The organism is Streptomyces sp. NPDC004658 (genome assembly GCF_040609555.1).
GTDB lineage: Bacteria > Actinomycetota > Actinomycetes > Streptomycetales > Streptomycetaceae > Streptomyces.
Map to the genome: position 1 here is coordinate 33,993 of NZ_JBEXKG010000004.1, position 19,395 is coordinate 53,387.

General features: G+C 72.4%; 20 protein-coding genes. 5 read left to right on the plus strand and 15 right to left on the minus strand.

Annotated elements, in window-relative coordinates; translation table 11 throughout:
* Nucleotide 1: 1 nt before the first annotated feature.
* From ABZV94_RS03115 to ABZV94_RS03145, 7 genes are all read right to left on the minus strand, one after another.
* Complete coding sequence (locus ABZV94_RS03115) at nt 2-400, minus strand: OB-fold nucleic acid binding domain-containing protein (RefSeq protein WP_078629620.1); 399 nt, start codon at nt 398-400, stop codon at nt 2-4.
* A gap of 43 nt (nt 401-443) precedes the next feature.
* Complete coding sequence (locus ABZV94_RS03120; RefSeq protein ID WP_356336581.1) at nt 444-1,163, minus strand: response regulator; 720 nt, start codon at nt 1,161-1,163, stop codon at nt 444-446.
* The gene (locus ABZV94_RS03125) at nt 1,157-3,715 is read right to left on the minus strand and encodes a sensor histidine kinase KdpD (RefSeq protein WP_356336583.1); all 2,559 of its coding nucleotides are present in this window, start codon (nt 3,713-3,715) and stop codon (nt 1,157-1,159) included. Before ABZV94_RS03125 ends, ABZV94_RS03120 begins: the two co-directional genes overlap by 7 nt.
* Before the next feature lie 136 nt (nt 3,716-3,851).
* Nucleotides 3,852-4,547 carry an ABC transporter ATP-binding protein gene (locus tag ABZV94_RS03130; RefSeq protein WP_356336585.1) on the minus strand — a complete coding sequence of 232 codons (696 nt, stop codon included), beginning with the start codon at nt 4,545-4,547 and terminating at the stop codon, nt 3,852-3,854.
* Nucleotides 4,548-4,745: 198 nt separating this feature from the next.
* Entirely contained in the window at nt 4,746-5,504 is a 759-nt protein-coding gene (locus ABZV94_RS03135) for a DUF3710 domain-containing protein (protein WP_356336588.1), read from the minus strand.
* A 1-nt stretch (nt 5,505) separates the two neighbouring features.
* A complete protein-coding gene (dut, locus tag ABZV94_RS03140) occupies nt 5,506-6,057 on the minus strand; it encodes a dUTP diphosphatase (protein ID WP_356336590.1) in 552 nt (183 codons plus the stop codon).
* The gene (locus tag ABZV94_RS03145) at nt 6,054-6,638 is read right to left on the minus strand and encodes a PaaI family thioesterase (protein WP_356336592.1); all 585 of its coding nucleotides are present in this window, start codon (nt 6,636-6,638) and stop codon (nt 6,054-6,056) included. The genes dut and ABZV94_RS03145 overlap by 4 nt, the downstream gene beginning before the upstream one ends.
* A gap of 112 nt (nt 6,639-6,750) precedes the next feature.
* Between ABZV94_RS03145 and ABZV94_RS03150 the strand changes: the two genes are divergently transcribed.
* Nucleotides 6,751-7,215: a DUF3093 domain-containing protein gene (locus ABZV94_RS03150; RefSeq protein WP_356336594.1), complete on the plus strand. Its 465-nt coding sequence runs from the start codon at nt 6,751-6,753 to the stop codon at nt 7,213-7,215.
* Between the two features lie 25 nt (nt 7,216-7,240).
* On the opposite strand, the gene ABZV94_RS03155 is transcribed toward ABZV94_RS03150, so the two are convergent.
* From ABZV94_RS03155 to ABZV94_RS03170, 4 genes are all read right to left on the minus strand, one after another.
* Nucleotides 7,241-8,155 (minus strand): hypothetical protein, encoded by a 915-nt coding sequence (locus tag ABZV94_RS03155; RefSeq protein WP_356336596.1) that lies wholly within the window; start codon nt 8,153-8,155, stop codon nt 7,241-7,243.
* Between the two features lie 13 nt (nt 8,156-8,168).
* Nucleotides 8,169-8,465, minus strand: a complete 297-nt coding sequence (locus ABZV94_RS03160; protein ID WP_003997302.1) for a DUF4193 domain-containing protein — start codon at nt 8,463-8,465, stop codon at nt 8,169-8,171.
* A 393-nt stretch (nt 8,466-8,858) separates the two neighbouring features.
* The gene (locus ABZV94_RS03165; protein WP_356336598.1) at nt 8,859-10,115 is read right to left on the minus strand and encodes a HAMP domain-containing sensor histidine kinase; all 1,257 of its coding nucleotides are present in this window, start codon (nt 10,113-10,115) and stop codon (nt 8,859-8,861) included.
* A 5-nt stretch (nt 10,116-10,120) separates the two neighbouring features.
* Nucleotides 10,121-10,774, minus strand: a complete 654-nt coding sequence (locus ABZV94_RS03170; RefSeq protein WP_003993508.1) for a response regulator transcription factor — start codon at nt 10,772-10,774, stop codon at nt 10,121-10,123.
* 412 nt (nt 10,775-11,186) lie between these two features.
* Here ABZV94_RS03170 and ABZV94_RS03175 point away from each other — a divergent pair, with 412 nt between their 5' ends.
* A complete protein-coding gene (locus ABZV94_RS03175; RefSeq protein ID WP_023546087.1) occupies nt 11,187-11,360 on the plus strand; it encodes a hypothetical protein in 174 nt (57 codons plus the stop codon).
* Nucleotides 11,361-11,433: 73 nt separating this feature from the next.
* Here the strand turns inward: ABZV94_RS03175 and ABZV94_RS03180 are convergent, their stop codons facing one another.
* Entirely contained in the window at nt 11,434-12,249 is an 816-nt protein-coding gene (locus tag ABZV94_RS03180) for an inositol monophosphatase family protein (protein ID WP_356336600.1), read from the minus strand.
* Between the two features lie 8 nt (nt 12,250-12,257).
* The gene (locus ABZV94_RS03185) at nt 12,258-13,385 is read right to left on the minus strand and encodes a ferrochelatase (RefSeq protein ID WP_356336603.1); all 1,128 of its coding nucleotides are present in this window, start codon (nt 13,383-13,385) and stop codon (nt 12,258-12,260) included.
* 172 nt (nt 13,386-13,557) lie between these two features.
* Between ABZV94_RS03185 and ABZV94_RS03190 the strand changes: the two genes are divergently transcribed.
* Nucleotides 13,558-14,796: an MFS transporter gene (locus tag ABZV94_RS03190; protein ID WP_356336605.1), complete on the plus strand. Its 1,239-nt coding sequence runs from the start codon at nt 13,558-13,560 to the stop codon at nt 14,794-14,796.
* Nucleotides 14,756-16,075: a D-arabinono-1,4-lactone oxidase gene (locus ABZV94_RS03195; RefSeq protein ID WP_356336606.1), complete on the plus strand. Its 1,320-nt coding sequence runs from the start codon at nt 14,756-14,758 to the stop codon at nt 16,073-16,075. The genes ABZV94_RS03190 and ABZV94_RS03195 overlap by 41 nt, the downstream gene beginning before the upstream one ends.
* Here ABZV94_RS03195 and ABZV94_RS03200 read toward each other — a convergent pair.
* Nucleotides 15,999-16,790: a hypothetical protein gene (locus ABZV94_RS03200; RefSeq protein ID WP_356336608.1), complete on the minus strand. Its 792-nt coding sequence runs from the start codon at nt 16,788-16,790 to the stop codon at nt 15,999-16,001. The genes ABZV94_RS03195 and ABZV94_RS03200 overlap by 77 nt on opposite strands.
* A gap of 500 nt (nt 16,791-17,290) precedes the next feature.
* Here ABZV94_RS03200 and sepH point away from each other — a divergent pair, with 500 nt between their 5' ends.
* Nucleotides 17,291-18,331 (plus strand): septation protein SepH, encoded by a 1,041-nt coding sequence (sepH, locus tag ABZV94_RS03205; RefSeq protein ID WP_356336610.1) that lies wholly within the window; start codon nt 17,291-17,293, stop codon nt 18,329-18,331.
* Between the two features lie 57 nt (nt 18,332-18,388).
* On the opposite strand, the gene ABZV94_RS03210 is transcribed toward sepH, so the two are convergent.
* Entirely contained in the window at nt 18,389-19,240 is an 852-nt protein-coding gene (locus tag ABZV94_RS03210; protein ID WP_356336612.1) for a sulfurtransferase, read from the minus strand.
* Nucleotides 19,241-19,395 lie beyond the last annotated feature (155 nt).

Below are 19,395 nucleotides of genomic sequence, written 5' to 3' on the forward strand. Positions count from 1 at the left end.
GCTACTCCCGTCCAAGGGGTCGCAGTTCGTATTTCGGGTTGAACAGCACCCGGCGGCCCCGGCTCATCGAGATCCGGCCCGATGCGATCAGCTTGCGCCCCGGTTCTATCCCCACGATGGAGCGCCTGCCGAGCCACACCACGTCCAGCGCGGCGGAACCGTCGAACAGCTCGGCCTCCAGGGCCGGGACTCCGGCGCGCGGGCGCAAGGTGACCGTGCGCAAGGTACCAGTTACGGTGACGATCTGTCGGTCGTGACAGTCACCGATCTTCGTGCACCCGGCCGTCTCCGCGTCCTCGCGCAGCTCCTCGGACTCCAGGTCCTCCTGCGACGAGGAGAGCCGGTCGAGCATGCGCCGGAACCGGCCCGCCGGCTTTTCGGAACGAGGAACAGCAGTCATACCTGAAGCGTACCGGGGTGCTCCGACAGGACCGTAGCGCAGCTCACTTCTCGAACCGGTAGCCCATCCCCGGCTCCGTGATGAAGTGCTTGGGGTGCGAGGGGTCCGACTCCAGCTTCCGCCGCAGCTGGGCCATGTACACCCGCAGGTAGTTGCTCTCGGTCCCGTACGACGGCCCCCACACCTCCTGGAGCAGCTGCTTCTGGCTGACCAGCCGGCCGGTGTTGCGGACCAGCACCTCCAGCAGGTGCCACTCGGTCGGGGTGAGCCGGACGTCCCTGCCGCCCCGGTTGACCTTCTTGGCGGCGAGGTCGACGGTGAAGCCCTCGGTCTCGACGGTCGTCACGTCGTCCTCGCCCGGCCCGGCCGGTTCCGCCCGGCGGACGGCGGCCCGCAGCCGGGCCAGCAGCTCGTCCATGCCGAACGGCTTGGTCACGTAGTCGTCGGCGCCCGCGTCCAGCGCCTCGACCTTCTCGTCGGAGGAGTGGCGGGCGGACAGCACCAGGATCGGCACCCGGGTCCAGCCGCGCAGTCCCCTGATCACCTCGACGCCGTCCATGTCGGGCAGGCCCAGGTCGAGGACGACCACGTCGGGGTGGCGGGAGGCGGCGAGTTCGAGCGCTGTCCTGCCGTCGGCGGCGGCGTCGACCTCGTACTTGCGCGCTTTGAGGTTGATCACGAGGGCCCGCACGATCTGCGGCTCGTCGTCGACCACGAGCACCCTCGTGGGGGTCTGGGGGGACCCCCCAGCCGGGCTCACCATGTGGCCTGCCTTTCCGGTTCGGTACGGGACTCCCCGGCGGGGAGCGGCTCGGGACGCGGTCCTGCCGCGCGCAGGGTCAGCACCATGGTGAGGCCGCCGCCCGGCGTGTCCTCGGCCGTGAGGGTGCCGCCCATGGCCTCGGCGAAGCCCCGGGCGACCGCGAGGCCGAGCCCGACGCCGGCACCGCGCGGAGCGTCACCGTAGCGCTGGAAGGGCTCGAAGATGCGGTCCTTGGCCTCGTCCGGGACGCCCGGGCCGCGGTCCACCACGCGCACCTCGACACGGTCGGCGATGGCGCTCGCGGCCACCAGCACGCGCCGGCCGGGCGGGCTGTACTTGACGGCGTTCTCCACCAGGTTGGCCACCGACCGCTCCAGCAGCCCGGGATCGACGGCGACCATGGGCAGCGTCTCGGGCACGTCCAGCTCGACGCTGTCCTCGGGTACGCCGCCGAGCGCCATCGGTACGACCTCGTCGACGTCGATCTCGCGGATCAGCGGGGTGACGGTGCCGGTCTGGAGGCGGGACATGTCCAGCAGGTTGCCCACGAGGTGGTCGAGCCGGTCCGCGCCCTCCTCGATGCCCTCCAGCAGCTCCGCCTGGTCCTCCTCGGACCAGGCGACGTCGTCGGAGCGCAGGGACGACACGGCGGCCTTGATGCCGGCCAGCGGGGTGCGCAGGTCGTGGCTGACGGCGGCCAGCAGGGCGGTGCGGATGCGGTTGCCCTCGGCGAGCGTGCGGGCCCGGTCGGCCTCTTCCTTCAGGCGCCTGCGGTCGAGCACGACGGCGGCCTGGGCGGCGAACGCGGCGAGCACCCGGCGGTCCGCCGCGGGCAGCACCCGGCCGGTGAGCGCGAGCGCCATGTGGTCGCCGACGGGCATGTCGACGTCGGCGTCCTCGGGGCGCTCCAGCGGCGGCCCGAAGCCGGCACGGCCCGCGCACGTCCAGGGCGCCACGTCACCGGCGCGTTCCAGCAGGGCGGCCGACTCCATGGCGAAGGTCTCGCGGACCCGCTCCAGCAACTCCTCCAGGCTCGTCTCGCCGCGCAGCACGTTCCCGGCCAGGAAGGAGAGGATCTCGGACTCGGCGCGCAGCCGGGCCGCCTGGTGGGTGCGCCGTGCGGCGAGGTCGACCACGGAGGCGACCGCCATCCCCACCCCGAAGAAGATCGCGATGGCGACGATGTTCTTGGGGTCGGCGACGGTCAGCCGGTGCAGCGGCGGGGTGTAGAAGTAGTTCAGGAGCAGGGAGCCGAAGGCCGCCGAGGCCAGCGCGGGCAGCAGGCCGCCGAGCAGGGCCGCCGCGACGGTGACGGCCAGGAACAGCAGCATGTCGTTGGCGAGGCCGAGGTCGACGGTGTTCAGCAGCACCGCGAGGATCGCCGGACCGGCCAGGCCGACCGCCCAGCCCCAGATGATCCGGGCCCGCCCGAGCCGGCCGCCCCGGGCCACGGGCAGTCCGCGGCCCTTGGCGACCGCCTCGTGGGTGACGATGTGCACGTCCAGGTCGGGTCCGGAGTCCCGGGCGACGGTGGCGCCGACGCCGGGCCCGAAGACGTACTGCCAGGCCTTGCGGCGGGAGGAGCCGAGCACGATCTGGGTGGCGTTGACCCCGCGCGCGAAGTCGAGCAGGGCGGCCGGGATGTCGTCGCCGACCACGTGGTGGAACGTTCCGCCGAGGTCCTCGACCAGGGTGCGCTGGACGGCCAGCTCCTTCGGGGAGGCCGAGGACAGCCCGTCGCTGCGGGCGATGTAGACGGCCATGACCTCGCCGCCGGCGCCCTTCTCGGCGAGCCGGGCGGCCCGGCGGATCAGCGTGCGCCCCTCCGGACCGCCGGTCAGGCCGACCACGATCCGCTCCCGCGAGCCCCATATCGCCGAGACCCGGTGCTCGCTGCGGTACGCGTTCAGGTAGGCGTCGACCCGGTCGGCCACCCACAGCAGGGCCAGCTCGCGCAGGGCGGTGAGGTTGCCGGGGCGGAAGTAGTTGGACAGGGCCGCGTCGACCTTGTCCGGCTGGTAGATGTTGCCGTGGGCCATGCGGCGGCGCAGGGCCTGCGGGGACATGTCCACCAGTTCGATGTCGTCGGCCCGCCGTACGACCTCGTCGGGCACGGTCTCCCGCTGCCGCACCCCCGTGATCGACTCGACCACGTCGCCGAGTGACTCCAGGTGCTGGATGTTGACGGTGGAGATCACGTCGATGCCCGCGGCCAGCAGCTCCTCCACGTCCTGCCAGCGCTTGGCGTTGCGGGAGCCGGGGACGTTGGTGTGGGCCAGTTCGTCGACCAGCGCGACGGCGGGGGCCCGGCGCAGTACGGCGTCGACGTCCATCTCGCCGAAGACGGCACCCCGGTACTCCAGCTCCTTGCGCGGCACCTGCTCCAGGCCGTGCAGCATCACCTCGGTGCGCGGCCGGCCGTGGCTCTCCACCAGCGCGACCACGCAGTCGGTACCCCGCTCGACCCGGCGGTGCGCCTCGGAGAGCATGCCGTACGTCTTGCCCACGCCCGGTGCCGCACCGAGGTAGATCCGAAGCTTGCCGCGTGCCATGGCCCCATTGTCTTCCCGTGCCTGTCGCCTACGCAGCGTCGACCTTACGGCCCACGATCAGGGCGGAAGGGGCGGGGAGCGGGAGCAGCGGGCAACTTTGACGCAACCCTGATGAGGCCGCCGCCGGCCGCGCGGCTCAGTGCTCGGTGATCTCCCCGTCGCGCAGCTCCAGCACCCGGTCGGCCAGGTCCAGCAGGGTCGCGTCGTGGGTGGCGACCAGGGCCGTGACCCGCTCGCTGCCGACGACGGCCCGCAGCAGCTCCATGACGGCGTGCCCGGTCTCGGCGTCGAGCTGGCCGGTGGGCTCGTCGGCGACGAGCAGGGCGGGCCGGTTGGCGAGGGCCCGCGCGACGGCGACCCGCTGCTGCTGCCCGCCGGACAGCTCACCGGGCCGCTGGGCCGCGTGCCCGGCGAGCCCCACCAGGGAGAGCAGCAGCTCGACCCGCTCCTCGCGCTCGCGCGGGTCGGCACGGCGCAGCCGCAGCGGTACGCCGACGTTCTCGGCGGCACTGAGGATCGGGATGAGCCCGAACGACTGGAACACGAACCCGATCCGGTCGCGCCGCAGCCGCAGCAGCTCGCTCTCGCCGAGCCGGGCGAGGTCCCGCCCCTCGACCTCGACCCGGCCCTGGTCGGGGGTGTCCAGCCCGCCGACGATGTTCAGCAGGGTGGTCTTGCCGGATCCGGAACGTCCTTTCAGGGCGACGAGTTCCCCCCGGGGCACCTCGAAGGACACCCCGCGCAACGCGTGCACGGCGGCGGCTCCGACGCCGTACGACTTGTGCACGCCCTCGACCCGCACCATCGTCTCGGTGACGACCTGACCGCTCATGCCCCTCCCCCATCGACCGGCCGCCAGTATCACCGGAGGGGACAGCGCCCCGAAAGGGGCGCGGGGAACTGCGCGAGCAACCACGACGGACCCGTGCCCGGCAACGGCGGATCCTCACGCGCGCGACCCCGCGAAAAGGCGGGCCGCACCCCGAGGGGCACGGCCCGCCGGAAACAACGGCTGAACCCAGCGGAGCGCCTAGCGGACCTCGGTGATCTCGGGGCCCCGCTGCAACTGCCCCATCCCGCCGGAGAACCGCGAGCCCTCCTCCTGCTGGACCCCCTCGGGGACCATCTGCGCGTCGTTCGGCAGCTTGAGGACGATCGGGTCGCGCGGGGCCATCGGACCCTCGCCGCGGACGACGACGGTGTCCCGGAAGATCTGCTCCAGCAGCCCGGCGGCCTGCGGCTGCACCGCGCCCTGGCCGGAGATCACCCCGCGCAGGAACCAGCGCGGGCCGTCGACGCCCACGAACCGGACGACCTGGAAGCCGCCGGTGCCGTCCGGCAGCTGCACCGGCACCTGCGCGCGCAGCTCCCAGCCGAGCGGCCCCTCGACCTCGTCGACGATGCCACCCTGCTGGGTGATGCCGGACGCGATCTCCTCGCGGACCTCGCCCCAGATGCCCTCGCGCTTGGGGGCGGCGAACGCCTGGAGCTGGATGGCGCTGTCGCGCAGGACGACGGTCGCGGCGACGATGGCGTCCCCGGCGACCTCGACCCGCAGCTCCATGCCGTCGACGCCCGGTACGAACAGGCCGCCGAGGTCCACGCGGCCCTCGGCCGGGTCGCGTACCTCGCTGCTGTCCCACGGCCCGTCGGGCCGGGGCCCGGGCTCCAGCCGGACGCGCTCGCGCTCGGCTTCCTCCTCCGCCTCGGTGTCGACGCTGTCGACGACCTGCTCGGCCTCGCCGGCCGCGTCCTCGGCGGCACCCTTCTTCTTGCGACGTCCGAACACGTCACTGTCCTTCCCGGTCGGATACGACCGAAGCGTATCGATTCCCACCCGTCGGACCGCCCTCGGCGGCCTGACCGCTTGTGCCGCTCTCGCCGCCCACCGCGGCATGGCCACCGGTGGACCCGAAGCCCCCCTCGGCCCGCGCCGAGCCGGGAAGTTCCGCGACCTCCTGGAAGCGGACCCTCTCGACCTGCTGGACGACCAGTTGGGCGATCCGGTCGAAGCGCTCGAACCGCACGCTCTCGCGCGGGTCGAGATTCACCACGATCACCTTGATCTCCCCACGGTACCCGGCGTCAACCGTCCCCGGGGCATTCACGAGGGCGACACCGCAGCGGGCGGCGAGGCCGGAACGCGGATGCACGAAGGCCGCGTACCCCTCGGGCAGGGCGATCGACACACCGGTGGGCAGAACGGCCCGTTCTCCGGGTGCCAGCTCGCACGCCTCGGTGGTGCGCAGATCGGCTCCGGCGTCCCCGGGATGCTCGTACGCCGGAAGCGGTACGTCCGCGTCGATGCGCCGGATCAGGACGTTCAGCGGGTCTCGGCTCACGGGTTCACCTCGAAGGCGCGGGTGCGCCGGGTCCGGTCCGGGTCGTTCATGGCGGCCTGGATCTCCGCCGGGCGGCCGTGGTCGATGAAGTGGTCCACCTTGACCTCGATGAAGAGGGCGTCTGCGCGGACGGCCACCGGCCCGTCGGGGCCGCCGATGCGCCCGGTGGCGGTGGAGTAGATCTTCCGCCCGGCGACGGCGGTGACCTCGGCCTCCAGGTACAGCGTGGTGCCGACGGGCACGGGCCGTACGAAGTCGGTCTCCAGCCGTCCGGTGACGGCGATGGTGCGCAGCAGCCAGTTCAGCGAGCCGAGGGTCTCGTCCAGGGCCGTGGCGAGCACGCCGCCGTGCGCGAGGCCGGGGGCGCCCTGGTGGGCGGGCTGCACGGTGAACTCCGCGGTCAGCGAGACGCCCTCACCGGCGCGGGCCTCCAGGTGCAGTCCGTGCGGCTGGCCGGGGCCGCACCCGAAACAGTGTTCGTAGTGGGCACCGAGAAGTTCCCCGGGCGCGGGCGCGTCGGGGTGCCGTACTGGTTTCCCCGCGTCGGCGGGAGGCTGAAGAGCTGCGGAACTACCACTCACAGCCGCAGACCTTACCCGCCCGTCCGTCACCCACCACCGCCCCGCACGACAGCGCTTCGCGCCGAACGCCCCGGCTCCGGCGGTGTGCGGATGCCGTGCCAAGCTTGGCTGTATGCAGCTCTCCGCCACCCCGTACGAAGAACGCCTCACCGCCCCCCGCTCGTGGTGGCTGATCAGCTTCCTGGTGGGCGTCTCGTTCGCCCTCATCCTGCTGCCTTTCGGGACCCTGCCGCTGCTCGGCGGCCTGGTCGGCGGTACGGCCGCGGCGGCGGTGGTGGCCAGCGCCTACGGCTCCCCGCGCATCCGGGTCGTGGGCGACTCCCTGATCGCGGGCGAGGCGAAGGTCCCGGTGGCGGCGCTGGGCGAGGCGGAGGTCCTGGACGCGGAGGAGGCCCGCGCCTGGCGGACGTACAAGGCCGACACCCGCGCCTTCCTGCTGCTGCGCGCCTACATCCCGACGGCGCTGCGCGTGGAGGTCACGGACCCGCAGGACCCGACGCCGTACCTGTACCTGTCGACGCGGGAGCCGGAGAAGCTGGCCGCGGCGATCGAGGCGGCGCGCACGGCGCACGCCTGAGGCTCGTCCAGGGCCCGAGGCCCGTCTAGGGCCCGTCGGGCAGTTCGCGCAGTCTCAGCGGCTGCGCCGGCTTCTCCAGCGGCGGCAGCTCCGGCAGCTCGTCCCAGGGCACCTGGATCTTGCGCAGGTCGGCCCGGATGCGGGCCGCGAGTTTCTTGGTGTCCCGGCGGTTCATGACCGCGCCGACCGTGGCTCCGACCATGAACGGCATCAGGTTGGGCAGGTCGCGCACCATGCGCTTCATGATCTGCTGGCGCAGCCGGCGCTTCATGTGGCCGCCCATGGCCGTGTCGTACGTCGACGGCTTCATCACGTCGATCCCGCGCTCCCCCGACCAGGAGGACAGATACGCGGCGGTGCGGGTCTTGAGGTTCCCGGGCGGGCGTACGCCGTAGACCTCGTGCAGTTCGGCGATGAGCTTCAGCTCGATCGCGGCGACCCCGGTGACCTCCGCGGCCAGCTCGGTCGGCATGGCCGGCGGCACCGGCAGCATGGCCGCCGCTCCGATCCCGGCTCCGACCGTCGAGGTGCCGGCCGCCGCGCCCGCCACCAGCTTGTCGGCCAGTTCCTCGGGTCCGAGGCCGGGGAACTGCCCGCGCAGGGTCGCGAGGTCGCGTACGGGGATGCGCGGGGCGATCTCGATGACGCGGTCCGCGAGGTACGCCAGCCCCGCGCGAGCCCGGCTGCCGCCCTTACGGGCGCCTTCACGGGCCACGTCCCGGGCCTTCTCTCGGATCACCGCCGCCCGGCGCCGGGCCACGGGCGCGGGGTGCTGCGCCGGCGCGGGCGGGTTCTCCCGGTCCGCCGCCGGTTCGAGCGGGGCTCCCGCCGCAGGTGAGCCCCGCTCGCCGTCACGCGCGCCGTGCGGGCCGTCGATCGGCCCTTGGTCCGCTTTCCGCAGGGGGAAGCGGCGCTTCCGGGGAGGGGTCGAGCCAGACACGGCCGACCCGTCCTCAGTCGCAGTCGCGGCAGATCGGCTGACCGTTCTTCTCCCGGGCCAGCTGGCTGCGGTGGTGCACCAGGAAGCAGCTCATGCAGGTGAACTCGTCCTGCTGCTTCGGCAGCACCCGGACGGCCAGCTCCTCGTTCGAGAGGTCGGCGCCGGGCAGTTCGAGGCCCTCGGCGGCCTCGAACTCGTCGACGTCCACCGACGAGGTGGACTTGTCGTTCCGCCGGGCCTTCAGCTCTTCAAGGCTGTCCGAGTCGACGTCATCGTCGGTCTTGCGTGGAGTGTCGTAATCGGTTGCCATATCGCTCTCCCCCTCTGGGTGTCTGCGGTGTCTCCAGCGCACGTAACGCGTGAGAGGCCGGACTTGTGCCCGACCTGAGGCGGAGATTTTGCCTCACATCAAGGTCTGTTACTCAATCGACACCCAACCCGACCCCTCAAGAGTGATCGGCTTGGATGGCGGTGAGGACCGTACACGGTTCGAATGCCGCACCTCAAAGGCGCCTCACCGTGTACTTCCCGTGATCAAGAGCCCTGAAAACCCGGACTTTCCCGGCTTTCCACCTTCTGTCATGATCACCGTGCGTACATGGCCGGAAATCCGCCCATGTGATCGATCACACAGGAAGAACCACGTACGGCGGTCCAAAAATTCCGCGCAAAGCGAACATCCTCCGCGTGTGTCGGTCCCCGGTCACAGCGGCAGGGTGACGCGCATCACCAGACCGCCGCCCTCCCGGGGCTGGGCCAGAATGTGGCCGCCGTGCGCGCGGGCCACGGACCGGACGATGGACAGGCCGAGGCCCACCCCCTTGTCACTGCCCGTCCGCTCGGTACGCAACCGCCGGAAGGGCTCGAAGAGGTTGTCGATCTCGTACGCCGGCACGACCGGCCCGGTGTTCGTGACGGTCAGCACCGCCTGCCCGTGCTGGATCTCGGTGTCCACCTCGACCCAGCCGTCCTCCGGCACGTTGTACCGCACGGCGTTCTGGACGAGGTTCAGCGCGATCCGCTCCAGCAGCACACCGTTGCCCTGCACCACGGCGGGCTTGCGGTCGCCGCGGATCTTCACGCCCTTGGCATCGGCCTCGGCGTGCACCTGGTCGATGGCCTGCGTGGCGACCTCGGCCAGGTCGACCGGCTTGCGCTCGACGATCTGGTTGTCACTGCGAGCCAGCAGCAGCAACCCCTCGACCAGCTGTTCGCTGCGCTCGTTGGTGGCGAGCAGGGTCTTGCCGAGCTGCTGTAGTTCCACCGGCGCGTCCGGGTCCGACAGGTGCACCTCCAGGAGCGTGCGGTTGATCGCGAGCGGGGTGCGCAGCTCGTGCGAGGCGTTGCCGACGAAGCGCTGCTGGGCGGTGAAGGCCCGTTCCAGCCGCTCCAGCATGTCGTCGAAGGTGTCGGCCAGCTCCTTCAGCTCGTCGTCCGGGCCGTCCAGCTCGATGCGGCGGGACAGGTCCGAGCCGGCGACCTGGCGGGCGGTGCGGGTGATCCGGCCGAGCGGGGAGAGCACACGGCCGGCCATCGCGTAGCCGAACGCGAAGGCGATCACGGCGAGGCCCAGCAGGGCCAGCAGGGAGCGGCTGAGCAGGTTGTCCAGGGCCGCCTGGCGCTGCTGGTCCACGCAGTGGGCGATCGCCTCGTTGAAGTCCGACAGCGGCACCGGGCCGGAGTTGATCGCGGTGACCGCGGGGCAGTTGTCGCTGGTGACCTTGATCGCCGAACCGCTGACGATCTTGAACAGCGGCTGGTTGCCGGTGCTGATCGCCTGTGCGGCGAGCAGGTAGATGATCGACAGCAGCAGGATGCCGGCGATCAGGAACATGCCGCCGTAGAGCAGCGTCAGCCGTATGCGGATGGTCGGTCGCAGCCACGGGAAGGGCGGCTGCGGCCTTCTGGGGTCCCAGGTGGGCTTCGGGGGCGCCTGGGGCGGCGCGGGGGTCGTGGCCACGGGGATCAGATCCGGTAGCCGGAGCCGGGGACGGTGACGATGACGGGCGGCTCGCCCAGCTTGCGGCGCAGGGTCATCACCGTCACGCGCACCACGTTGGTGAACGGGTCGGTGTTCTCGTCCCAGGCCTTCTCCAGCAGCTGCTCCGCCGAGACGACCGCGCCCTCGCTGCGCATGAGCACCTCCAGCACCGCGAACTCCTTGGGCGCGAGCTGGACCTCCTTGCCGTCGCGGAAGACCTCGCGGCGGTTGGGGTCGAGCTTGATGCCGGCGCGCTCCAGGACCGGCGGCAGCGGCACGCTGGTCCGGCGGCCGAGGGCGCGGACGCGCGCGATCAGCTCGCTGAACGCGAACGGCTTGGGCAGATAGTCGTCGGCGCCGATCTCCAGGCCCTCGACGCGGTCGCTGACGTCACCGGAGGCGGTGAGCATGAGCACGCGCGTGGGCATGCCCAGCTCGACGATCTTGCGGCAGACGTCGTCGCCGTGGACGAGCGGGAGGTCGCGGTCGAGGACGACCACGTCGTAGTCGTTGACGCCGATGCGCTCCAGGGCGGCCGCACCGTCGTACACGACGTCGACGGCCATGGCCTCCCGGCGCAGTCCGGTGGCCACCGCATCGGCGAGCAGCTGCTCGTCCTCGACGACGAGTACGCGCACGTCGCTTGTCCTTCCTGTGTCCACCCGCGAGGACGCGCCATGGGCGCGTGCGGGCAGGGGTGTCCGTGGGTGTGACCCCCATCCTGCCCTTTTCGGCCATAAGTCGGCTGTAAGGCGGCCTCCGGGCCGAAGGGACGGGGGCCCGGGGGCGGGAATACGAGAATTTCTCCTCCGGTTGAGGTTTCCGCGGAGGGGAGCGGGGGGAGGACGGCTTTACACCCCGCGATCACGCTCTGCATGTGCCGCAGCACCATGCGGTACTCCGGCCTCCGCTTCGCAGAGCGGGCGTGGGTGTCCGGCACCGTCGCCGCCCGGCCGGGCAGCGCTGGGCACCTGCGAGAGACGTGATCGCCCCTTCCTTACGGCACACCCCCGTGCCACCGACCCACGACCCTGGACGAGGGGGCGCAGCATGGACGCTTTCACCGCAGGACTTCTGCAGCGCATAAGGGCGACCGAGTCCGACCTGTCGCGGGCTCGTGACGAGGGCGACGACTTCCTCGTCGAAGTGGAGCAGGCAGAGCTCGACGACCTGCGACGCCTCGCCGCCGAACACGGTGTGGAGGTCGGCGCGTCACGCGTCTGATCGGCTCGGAAGCGCAAGAGGGGACCCCGGCGAATCCAGCGCCGGGGTCCTTTTGCGTGCCCGCTCGGCGGGGTCAGTCGTGCCAGGCGCCGAAGTCCTCCAGCAGCCGCTGAAGCGGCTCGAAGACGCCCGGCGACCCGGCCACCGTCAGCTCCCCCGACGGCCGCTCCCCGGGCCGCCCACCGGTCAGCGCACCGGCTTCCCGGGCGATCAGGTCCCCCGCTGCGAAGTCCCACGCGTGGAGCCCCCGCTCGTAGTACCCGTCGAGCCGGCCGCACGCCACGTCGCACAGGTCCACCGCCGCCGAGCCGCCGCGCCGGATGTCCCGCAGCATGGGGATCAGCCGGGCGGCGATCTCCGCCTGGTGGGCGCGGACCTCGGTGACGTAGTTGAAGCCCGTGGAGACCAGGGCTTGGTCCAGCGGGGGCGCGGGGCGGCAGGCGAGGGCCCGCTCGCCCTGCCAGGCGCCGGTGGCCCAGGCGCCGCCGCCGCGCACCGCGTGGTAGGTCTCACCGCGCATGGGGGCCGCGACGACCCCGACGACGGTCTCGCCGTCCCGCTCGGCGGCGACGGACACCGCCCAGGTCGGCAGGCCGTACAGGTAGTTGACGGTGCCGTCCAGCGGGTCGATCACCCAGCGGATGCCGCTGGTGCCCTCGACGGAGGCGCCCTCCTCGCCGAGGAAGCCGTCGTCGGGCCGGTGGCGGGAGATCAGTTCGGTGATCAGTTTCTCCGCCGCGAGGTCCATCTCGGTGACGACGTCGATGGGGCTGGACTTGGTCCTCGCCACGGCCAGGTCGGCGGGGCGGCCGTCGCGCAGCAGCTCGCCGGCGCGGCGGGCGGCCTCCTGGGCCAGTTCGAGCAGGTCCCGGTGCAGGGGGTCGGTCACGGGTCTCCTCACGCGTAGGGGCTGTCGGCGCCCGCGGCGGCGGGGCGCGGGGCGCGGGCCGGGCAGCAGCCGACCGGGCAGACGTGGTGGCTGGGGCCGAGCGCGCCCAGGGCGCAGGGGGTGACCTCCTGGCCGCGTTCGACGGCGGCCCGCTCCAGGATCAGCTCGCGGACGGCCGCGGCGAACCGCGGGTCGGCGCCCACGGTGGCCGAGCGGCGCACCGGCAGGCCCAGTTCCGCCGCCTTGGCCGTCGCCTCGGTGTCGAGGTCGTAGAGGACCTCCATGTGGTCGGAGACGAAGCCGATGGGGGCCATGACCACGGCCGGGACGCCGGCGGCGTGCCGCTCCTCCAGGTGGTCGCAGATGTCGGGCTCCAGCCAGGGGATGTGCGGGGCGCCGGAACGCGACTGGTAGACGAGCCGCCAGGGGTGGTCGACGCCGGTGCGCTCGCGGACGGCGTCGGCGATCAGCTGGGCCACGTCCAGGTGCTGCTCGACATAGGCACCGCCCTCGCCGTGGGCCTCGACGGGGCCGGAGGTGTCGGCGGCGGAGGTCGGGATGGAGTGGGTGGTGAAGGCGATGTGGGCGCCCGCCCGGACCTCCTCGGGGAGGTCGGCGAGGGAGCGCAGCACGCCGTCGGTCATGGGCTCGACGAAGCCGGGGTGGTTGAAGTAGTGCCGCAGCTTGTCGATCCTCGGCAACTCCAGGCCCTCGGCCTCCAGGGCGGCCAGCGCGTCGGCGAGGTTCTCCCGGTACTGGCGGCAGCCCGAGTAGGAGGCGTAGGCGCTGGTGGCGAGGACCAGGACGCGGCGGCGGCCGTCGGCGACCATCTCGCGCAGGGTGTCCGTCAGGTACGGCGCCCAGTTGCGGTTGCCCCAGTAGACCGGCAGGTCCAGGCCGTGGTCGGCGAAGTCCTTGCGCAGGGCGTCCAGCAGGGCGCGGTTCTGGGCGTTGATGGGGCTGACCCCGCCGAAGAGGAAGTAGTGCTGCCCGACCTCCTTGAGGCGTTCCTTGGGGATGCCGCGCCCGCGCGTGACGTTCTCCAGGAACGGGACCACGTCGTCCGGGCCTTCGGGGCCGCCGAAGGAGAGCAGGAGCAGGGCGTCGTACGGGGTGGGATCGAGCGCGTCTGGCATGAGTCGATCCTGCCACCCGGCACTGACAGCGGGGAAACAGCGGGGTGAAGAGTCGGCTTCCAGTCGGTTTAGGGCGGTTTCTCCGGGTGTCATATCGGGTGCGATCGGGGCGCCCTCGCTCGTAAGCTGTATCAGCCGCATTCGCGCCTTACTGAGCCGCCTCGGAGACCACGTGCCCAGCCCCTACAGAGCCCTGTTCGCCGAACCCGGCACCAAGGCCTTCTCCACCGCGGGATTCCTCGGGCGGATGCCGTTGTCGATGATGGGCATCGGCGTGGTCACGATGGTCTCCCAGCTCACCGGGCGGTACGGCCTCGCGGGCGCCCTCTCGGCCACCATCGCGCTGTCCGCCGCCGCGCTCGGGCCGCAGATCTCCCGGCTGGTGGACCGGCACGGGCAGCGCCGGGTGCTGCGCCCCGCGACCCTGGTCGCCCTGCTCGCGGCGGCCGGGCTGCTGCTCGCCGCACACTTCCGGTGGCCGGACTGGGTGCTGTTCGTCTGCGCGGCCGGGATCGGCTCGGTGCCGAGTCTGGGCGCGATGGTCCGGGCCCGCTGGGCCGTGCTGTACCGGGGCACCCCGAAGCTGCACACCGCCTACTCGTTCGAGTCGGTCGTGGACGAGGTGTGCTTCATCTTCGGGCCGATCATCTCCATCGGCCTGTCCACCGCCTGGTTCCCGGAGGCGGGCCCCCTGCTCGCCGCCGGCTTCCTCGCGGTGGGCGTCTGCTGGCTGACCGCCCAGCGCGCCACCGAACCGGAACCGCACCCCCGCGAGCGGCAGGGCGGCGGCAGCGCCCTGCGGGCGGCGGGGCTGAAGGTGCTGGTGGCGACCTTCGTGGCGACCGGCGCGATCTTCGGAGCCGTGGACGTGGTCACCGTCGCCTTCGCCGAGGAGCGCGGTCACAAGGGCGCCGCGAGCGTGGTCCTGGCGCTGTACGCGGCCGGCTCCTGCGTCGCGGGCGTGGTCTTCGGGCTGCTGCGCCTCAGCGGTGCGCCGGAACGTCGCTGGTTGCTGGGCGTGGCGGCGATGGCCGTGAGTATGATCCCCCTCCTACTGGTCGGAAACTTGCCGCTTCTGGCCGTGGCGCTGTTCGTTGCGGGGCTGTCCATCGCACCGACGATGATCACGACGATGTCCCTCATCGAAGAGCACGTACCGCGCGCGCAGCTCACCGAGGGCATGACCTGGGTGAGCACCGGCCTCGCCGTCGGCATCGCGGTCGGCTCCTCCGTGGCCGGCTGGGTGATCGACGCGGCCGGTGCGCGGGCCGGGTACGGGGTGCCGGCCGCGTCCGGGGCCGTCGCGGTCGCGGTCGGTTTCCTCGGGTACCGCCGGCTGCGCAGGCCGGCCGCGGGTCGGGGAGGCACCGTTGAGCAGCACAGCGAGCGGGAAGAACGGCACGTGGCGTAACTGGGGCGGCAATGTCTCCGCCCGGCCCGCCCGGCAGGTCACGCCGGCCTCGGTCGAGGAGCTGGCCGGTGCGGTGCGCCGGGCCCGGGAGGACGGCCTGAAGGTGAAGGCGGTCGGCACCGGGCACTCCTTCACCTCGATCGCCGCAACCGACGGTGTATTGATACGCCCTCAACTGTTGACAGGTATACGCACCATCGACCGGGCGTCCATGACCGTCACCGTGGAGGCGGGCACCCCGCTCAAGAGACTGAACGCCGCCCTCGCGCGCGAGGGCCTCTCGCTCACCAACATGGGCGACATCATGGAGCAGACCGTGTCCGGGGCCACCAGCACCGGCACGCACGGCACCGGCCGCGCGTCGGGCTCCATCGCCGCCCAGATCAAGGCACTGGAACTGGTCACGGCCGACGGCTCGGTGCTCACCTGTTCCGAGAAGGAGAACCCGGAGGTCTTCGCGGCGGCCCGCATCGGCCTCGGCGCCCTGGGCGTCGTCACCGCGATCACCTTCGCCGTGGAGCCGCTCTTCCTGCTGACCGCGCGCGAGGAACCCATGCCCTTCGAGCGGGTCCTCGCCGAGTTCGACCAACTGTGGGCCGAGAACGAGCACTTCGAGTTCTACTGGTTCCCGCACACCGGCAACACCAACACCAAGCGGAACAACCGCAGCGCCGGCCCCGAGCAGCCGGTCGGACAGTTCGCGGGCTGGTTCGAGGACGAGTTCCTCTCCAACGGCGTCTTCCAGGTGGCCCAGTGGGTCGGCCGCGCGGCCCCGGCGACCGTCCCGGCGATCGCGCAGATCTCCAGCAGGGCGCTGTCCGCGCGGACGTACACGGACATCCCCTACAAGGTCTTCACCTCACCGCGCCGGGTGCGCTTCGTGGAGATGGAGTACGCCGTCCCGCGCGCCGCCCTGGCGGAGACGCTGCGCGAGCTGAAGGCCATGGTCGACCGCTCCGGGCTGCGCGTGAGCTTCCCGGTCGAGGTGCGCACCGCCCCGGCCGACGACATCACCCTGTCCACCGCCTCCGGCCGGGACAGCGCCTACATCGCCGTGCACATGTTCCGGGGCACGCCGTACCAGGCGTACTTCACGGCCGCCGAGCGGATCTTCACCGCGCACGAGGGGCGTCCGCACTGGGGCAAGGTGCACACGCGGGACGCGGAGTACTTCGCCCGGGTGTACCCGCGCTTCGGCGAGTTCACGGCGCTGCGGGACCGTCTGGACCCGGACCGGCTGTTCCAGAACGACTACCTGCGGAGGGTTCTGGGGGCGTAGGCGTGGCGGCGGACGCGCTGGGCGCACCGGGCGTGGGGACCGGGGTGGCGGGGTCGCCGCTCGGTTCCCCGCTCCGCTCGGGGTCCGGCTGCCCGGTCGGCCGGCCGCTCGGCGAGTCGCCGGGCGCGGGGGGCGTGCCGGGGCTCGTACCGGTGCCGGCGGACGGCGTGCGCTCCGGGGACGGGGTGCCCGAAGGGGCGGGTGTCTCGTCGGACTTGGCGCCGGAGGAGCCCCGGCCGGTGACGACGTCGCTGACCGTCGTGCCCTGACCGCCGCTGAAGCTGTTCCCGGACACCAGCTCGTACGCCGTGATGCCCGCCAGCGTGACCCCGAAGACCAGGGCGGCGGCGACCAGCGGGCGGCGCCGGCTCCCGGCCCGCGCGCGGTAGACGGTGCCCTCGGTGAACTCGCCCGGCGGCGGGGGCGCTTGCCGCGCCGGCTCTTTGCGCCCCGGCCGCGCTTCCCGCTCCCCCGGCGGCCGGGCCGCCACCGCGGTCCTCTCGCGGAGCTGCTCCCCGGTCCGCTTGAAGAAGTGCTGGAAGACCGAGCCGCCGCAGGTGGCGAGGACACTGACGACGCCGGCCCCGAGGATCGTGCCGTACACGCCGAAGTACGAGGCCAGTTTGGCCGCCACCACCGCCGCCAGGGCGCTGCCCGCGACCTGGGGGACGTTCAGGTCGATCCACTTCCGACCTGTATCGGGCGTCTCACGCATACCCGGAACTTGCCTGCCTTTCCCGTACCTCTCGGAGCATTTTGCGCAGTTGGCGACATTGATCGACCGACCGCACGAGAAAGGGACGTACGGACGAAACCATTAGTTCCGTTTCTGGCGATTGCGTGAAGTTCGCCACGTTCATGATCCACAAAATGGGTTGCGGGCGGCCAAGTCGCACCCCTTGCCAGAAGTTGGGCGGCGCGCCAATCCACGCACGTGGTCCAAATGGAGTACTGTTGCGAGCCCTGGGTCCGGTCTCCCACCAGGGTGCCCGCGGCCTTGCAGGATCGCCGGGAGGGGGCTAGTTGCACAGGGTGACGGAGTTGGTCACTTAGCGTTGCGAACAGGTAACCGTGCCATAACGGCGGTTCCGGGCCCGCGCCCGACACGCCGGGCAACTCGGCAAGGTTGTGGCAGGCTGCACCCGGGCAGGCCACACTCGACTAGCGGAAGCAGCGACGCACGTGACGTCGGCAGGCACCACCCGGGAGGTCCCCATGCCCGAACTGCGTGTCGTGGCCGTCTCGAATGACGGCACACGGCTGGTGCTGAAGGCTGCCGACTCTACGGAGTACACGCTTCCGATCGACGAACGGCTCCGCGCCGCCGTCCGCGGCGACCGGCCCCGCCTCGGCCAGATCGAGATCGAGGTCGAGAGCCATCTGCGCCCGCGGGACATCCAGGCGCGGATACGAGCCGGTGCCACGGCGGAAGAGGTCGCGCAGCTCGCCGGCATCCCCGTCGACCGGGTACGGCGCTTCGAGGGGCCGGTGCTGGCCGAACGCGCCTTCATGGCCGAGCGGGCCCGCAAGACCCCGGTCCGCCGCCCCGGCGAGAACTCCGGCCCGCTGCTCGGCGAGGCCGTGCAGGAGCGGCTGCTGCTGCGCGGTGCCGAGAAGGACACCGTGCAGTGGGACTCCTGGCGCCGCGACGACGGCACCTGGGAGGTCCTGCTCGTCTACCGGGTCGCGGGCGAACCGCACTCGGCGAGCTGGACGTACGACCCGCCCCGGCGGCTCGTCCAGGCCGTCGACGACGAGGCGCGCTCCCTGATCGGCGAGTCCGACGACCTCGCCGTGCCGGAACCGAGCTTCCCGTTCGTCCCGCGGATCGCCCGGCTGCCGCGCGAGCGCTCCATGGACCGCGCTCTCGACCGGAGCGACCGCGAGCGGCCCAGCCTGCCGGCGCAGCCGTCGGAACCGGCCGAGGAGAGCACGGGCGAACGCGACTCCCTGACCAGCCTGCTGGAAGCCGTGCCGAGCTTCCGGGGCGACCTGGTGGTCCCGGAACGCCCCTCGGAGCCCTCGGAGGACACCGAGGAGGAGCCCGCCGCCGAGGAGCCGCCGGCGCCCGCCGCGTCCGCCGGCTCCGCCTACGCGGACGTCCTCATGCCGCGCTCCGTGGGCAGCCACCGCGACCGGCTCATCGGCGCCACCGACCGCCAGGCCGAGGCCGACGGCGTCCGGCCCGGCCGTCGCGCCGCCGTACCGAGCTGGGACGAGATCGTGTTCGGCACGCGGCGCAAGAAGCAGGAGTAGGACTGTCGTACCGGTAAGAGGGGGCACGCGCGCGTGCCCCCTCTTCCGGCTGTCCGGTCACTGCGGGTCGGCCCCCACCGCCACCGGCCGGGACGGGTCCGCGGACCACTCGGACCAGGAACCGACGTACAGGGCGGCCGGAATGCCCGCCACCGCCAGCGCGAGGACCTCGTGGGCGGCCGAGACGCCCGAACCGCAGTACACGCCCACCTCGGTGTCCTCGGACACTCCCAGGGCCTTGAAGCGGTCCCTCAGCTCCGCCGCGGGCAGGAAACGGCCGTCCGGGCCCACGTTCTCCGTCGTCGGTGCCGACACCGCGCCCGGGACGTGCCCGCCGACCCGGTCGATCGGCTCCACCTCACCGCGGTACCGCTCCCCCGCGCGCGCGTCCAGCAGCACACCCGTGCGGGCCAGGGTTGCGGCCCCGTCCGCGTCCAGCAGCCCCGCCGCGCCCGGCACCGGCTCGAAGTCGCCCTCGGCCGGGGCCGGCGTCACGGTGGACAGCTCGCCCTCCCAGGACGGCAACCCGCCGTCGAGCACCCGCACGTCCGGGTGACCCGTCCAGCGCAGCAGCCACCACGCGCGCGCGGCGGCCCAGCCCTGCCCGCCGTCGTACACGACGACCGGCCGGGCCGCCGACACGCCCGCGCGGCGCATCGCGGCACCGAAGTCCGCCAGGTCGGGCAGCGGGTGGCGGCCGTGTTCGCCGGGCGCGGCGGCCAGCTCCCGGTCCAGGTCGACGAAGACCGCGCCGGGGATGTGACCGGCCGCGTACTCGGCCCGGCCGTCGAAGGCCGGCGCCCCCGAAGCCTTCGCCGTGCTCAGCTGCCAGCGCACGTCCAGCAGCACCGGCGGGTTGCCGCCGGTCAGCTCGGGTGCGAGTTCGGATGCGGTGATGATGGCTGTCATGGCGTCCATCCATACGCCAGGGGTGGCCGCGGCGTCCAGGTCCGGCTACTCTGCTCGGCCGGACACGCTCGATCACACGGCGTACGTGATCGAGCACGTGCCGTACAGCCGACGGACACCCGCCGGCCCTCGTCAGGAAGCGGCGAAACACGGCA

Excerpts from the sequence above, each read along its gene's own strand:
- ABZV94_RS03175 (WP_023546087.1), top strand. The coding sequence starts at position 11,187 with ATGGACGCTTTCACCGCAGGACTTCTGCAGCGCATAAGGGCGACCGAG.
- ABZV94_RS03210 (WP_356336612.1), bottom strand. The coding sequence starts at position 19,240 with ATGACAGCCATCATCACCGCATCCGAACTCGCACCCGAGCTGACCGGC.
- ABZV94_RS03160 (WP_003997302.1), bottom strand. The coding sequence starts at position 8,465 with ATGGCAACCGATTACGACACTCCACGCAAGACCGACGATGACGTCGAC.
- ABZV94_RS03130 (WP_356336585.1), bottom strand. The coding sequence starts at position 4,547 with ATGAGCGGTCAGGTCGTCACCGAGACGATGGTGCGGGTCGAGGGCGTG.
- ABZV94_RS03150 (WP_356336594.1), top strand. The coding sequence starts at position 6,751 with ATGCAGCTCTCCGCCACCCCGTACGAAGAACGCCTCACCGCCCCCCGC.
- ABZV94_RS03200 (WP_356336608.1), bottom strand. The coding sequence starts at position 16,790 with ATGCGTGAGACGCCCGATACAGGTCGGAAGTGGATCGACCTGAACGTC.
- sepH (WP_356336610.1), top strand. The coding sequence starts at position 17,291 with ATGCCCGAACTGCGTGTCGTGGCCGTCTCGAATGACGGCACACGGCTG.
- ABZV94_RS03125 (WP_356336583.1), bottom strand. The coding sequence starts at position 3,715 with ATGGCACGCGGCAAGCTTCGGATCTACCTCGGTGCGGCACCGGGCGTG.
- ABZV94_RS03115 (WP_078629620.1), bottom strand. The coding sequence starts at position 400 with ATGACTGCTGTTCCTCGTTCCGAAAAGCCGGCGGGCCGGTTCCGGCGC.
- ABZV94_RS03120 (WP_356336581.1), bottom strand. The coding sequence starts at position 1,163 with ATGGTGAGCCCGGCTGGGGGGTCCCCCCAGACCCCCACGAGGGTGCTC.
- ABZV94_RS03185 (WP_356336603.1), bottom strand. The coding sequence starts at position 13,385 with ATGCCAGACGCGCTCGATCCCACCCCGTACGACGCCCTGCTCCTGCTC.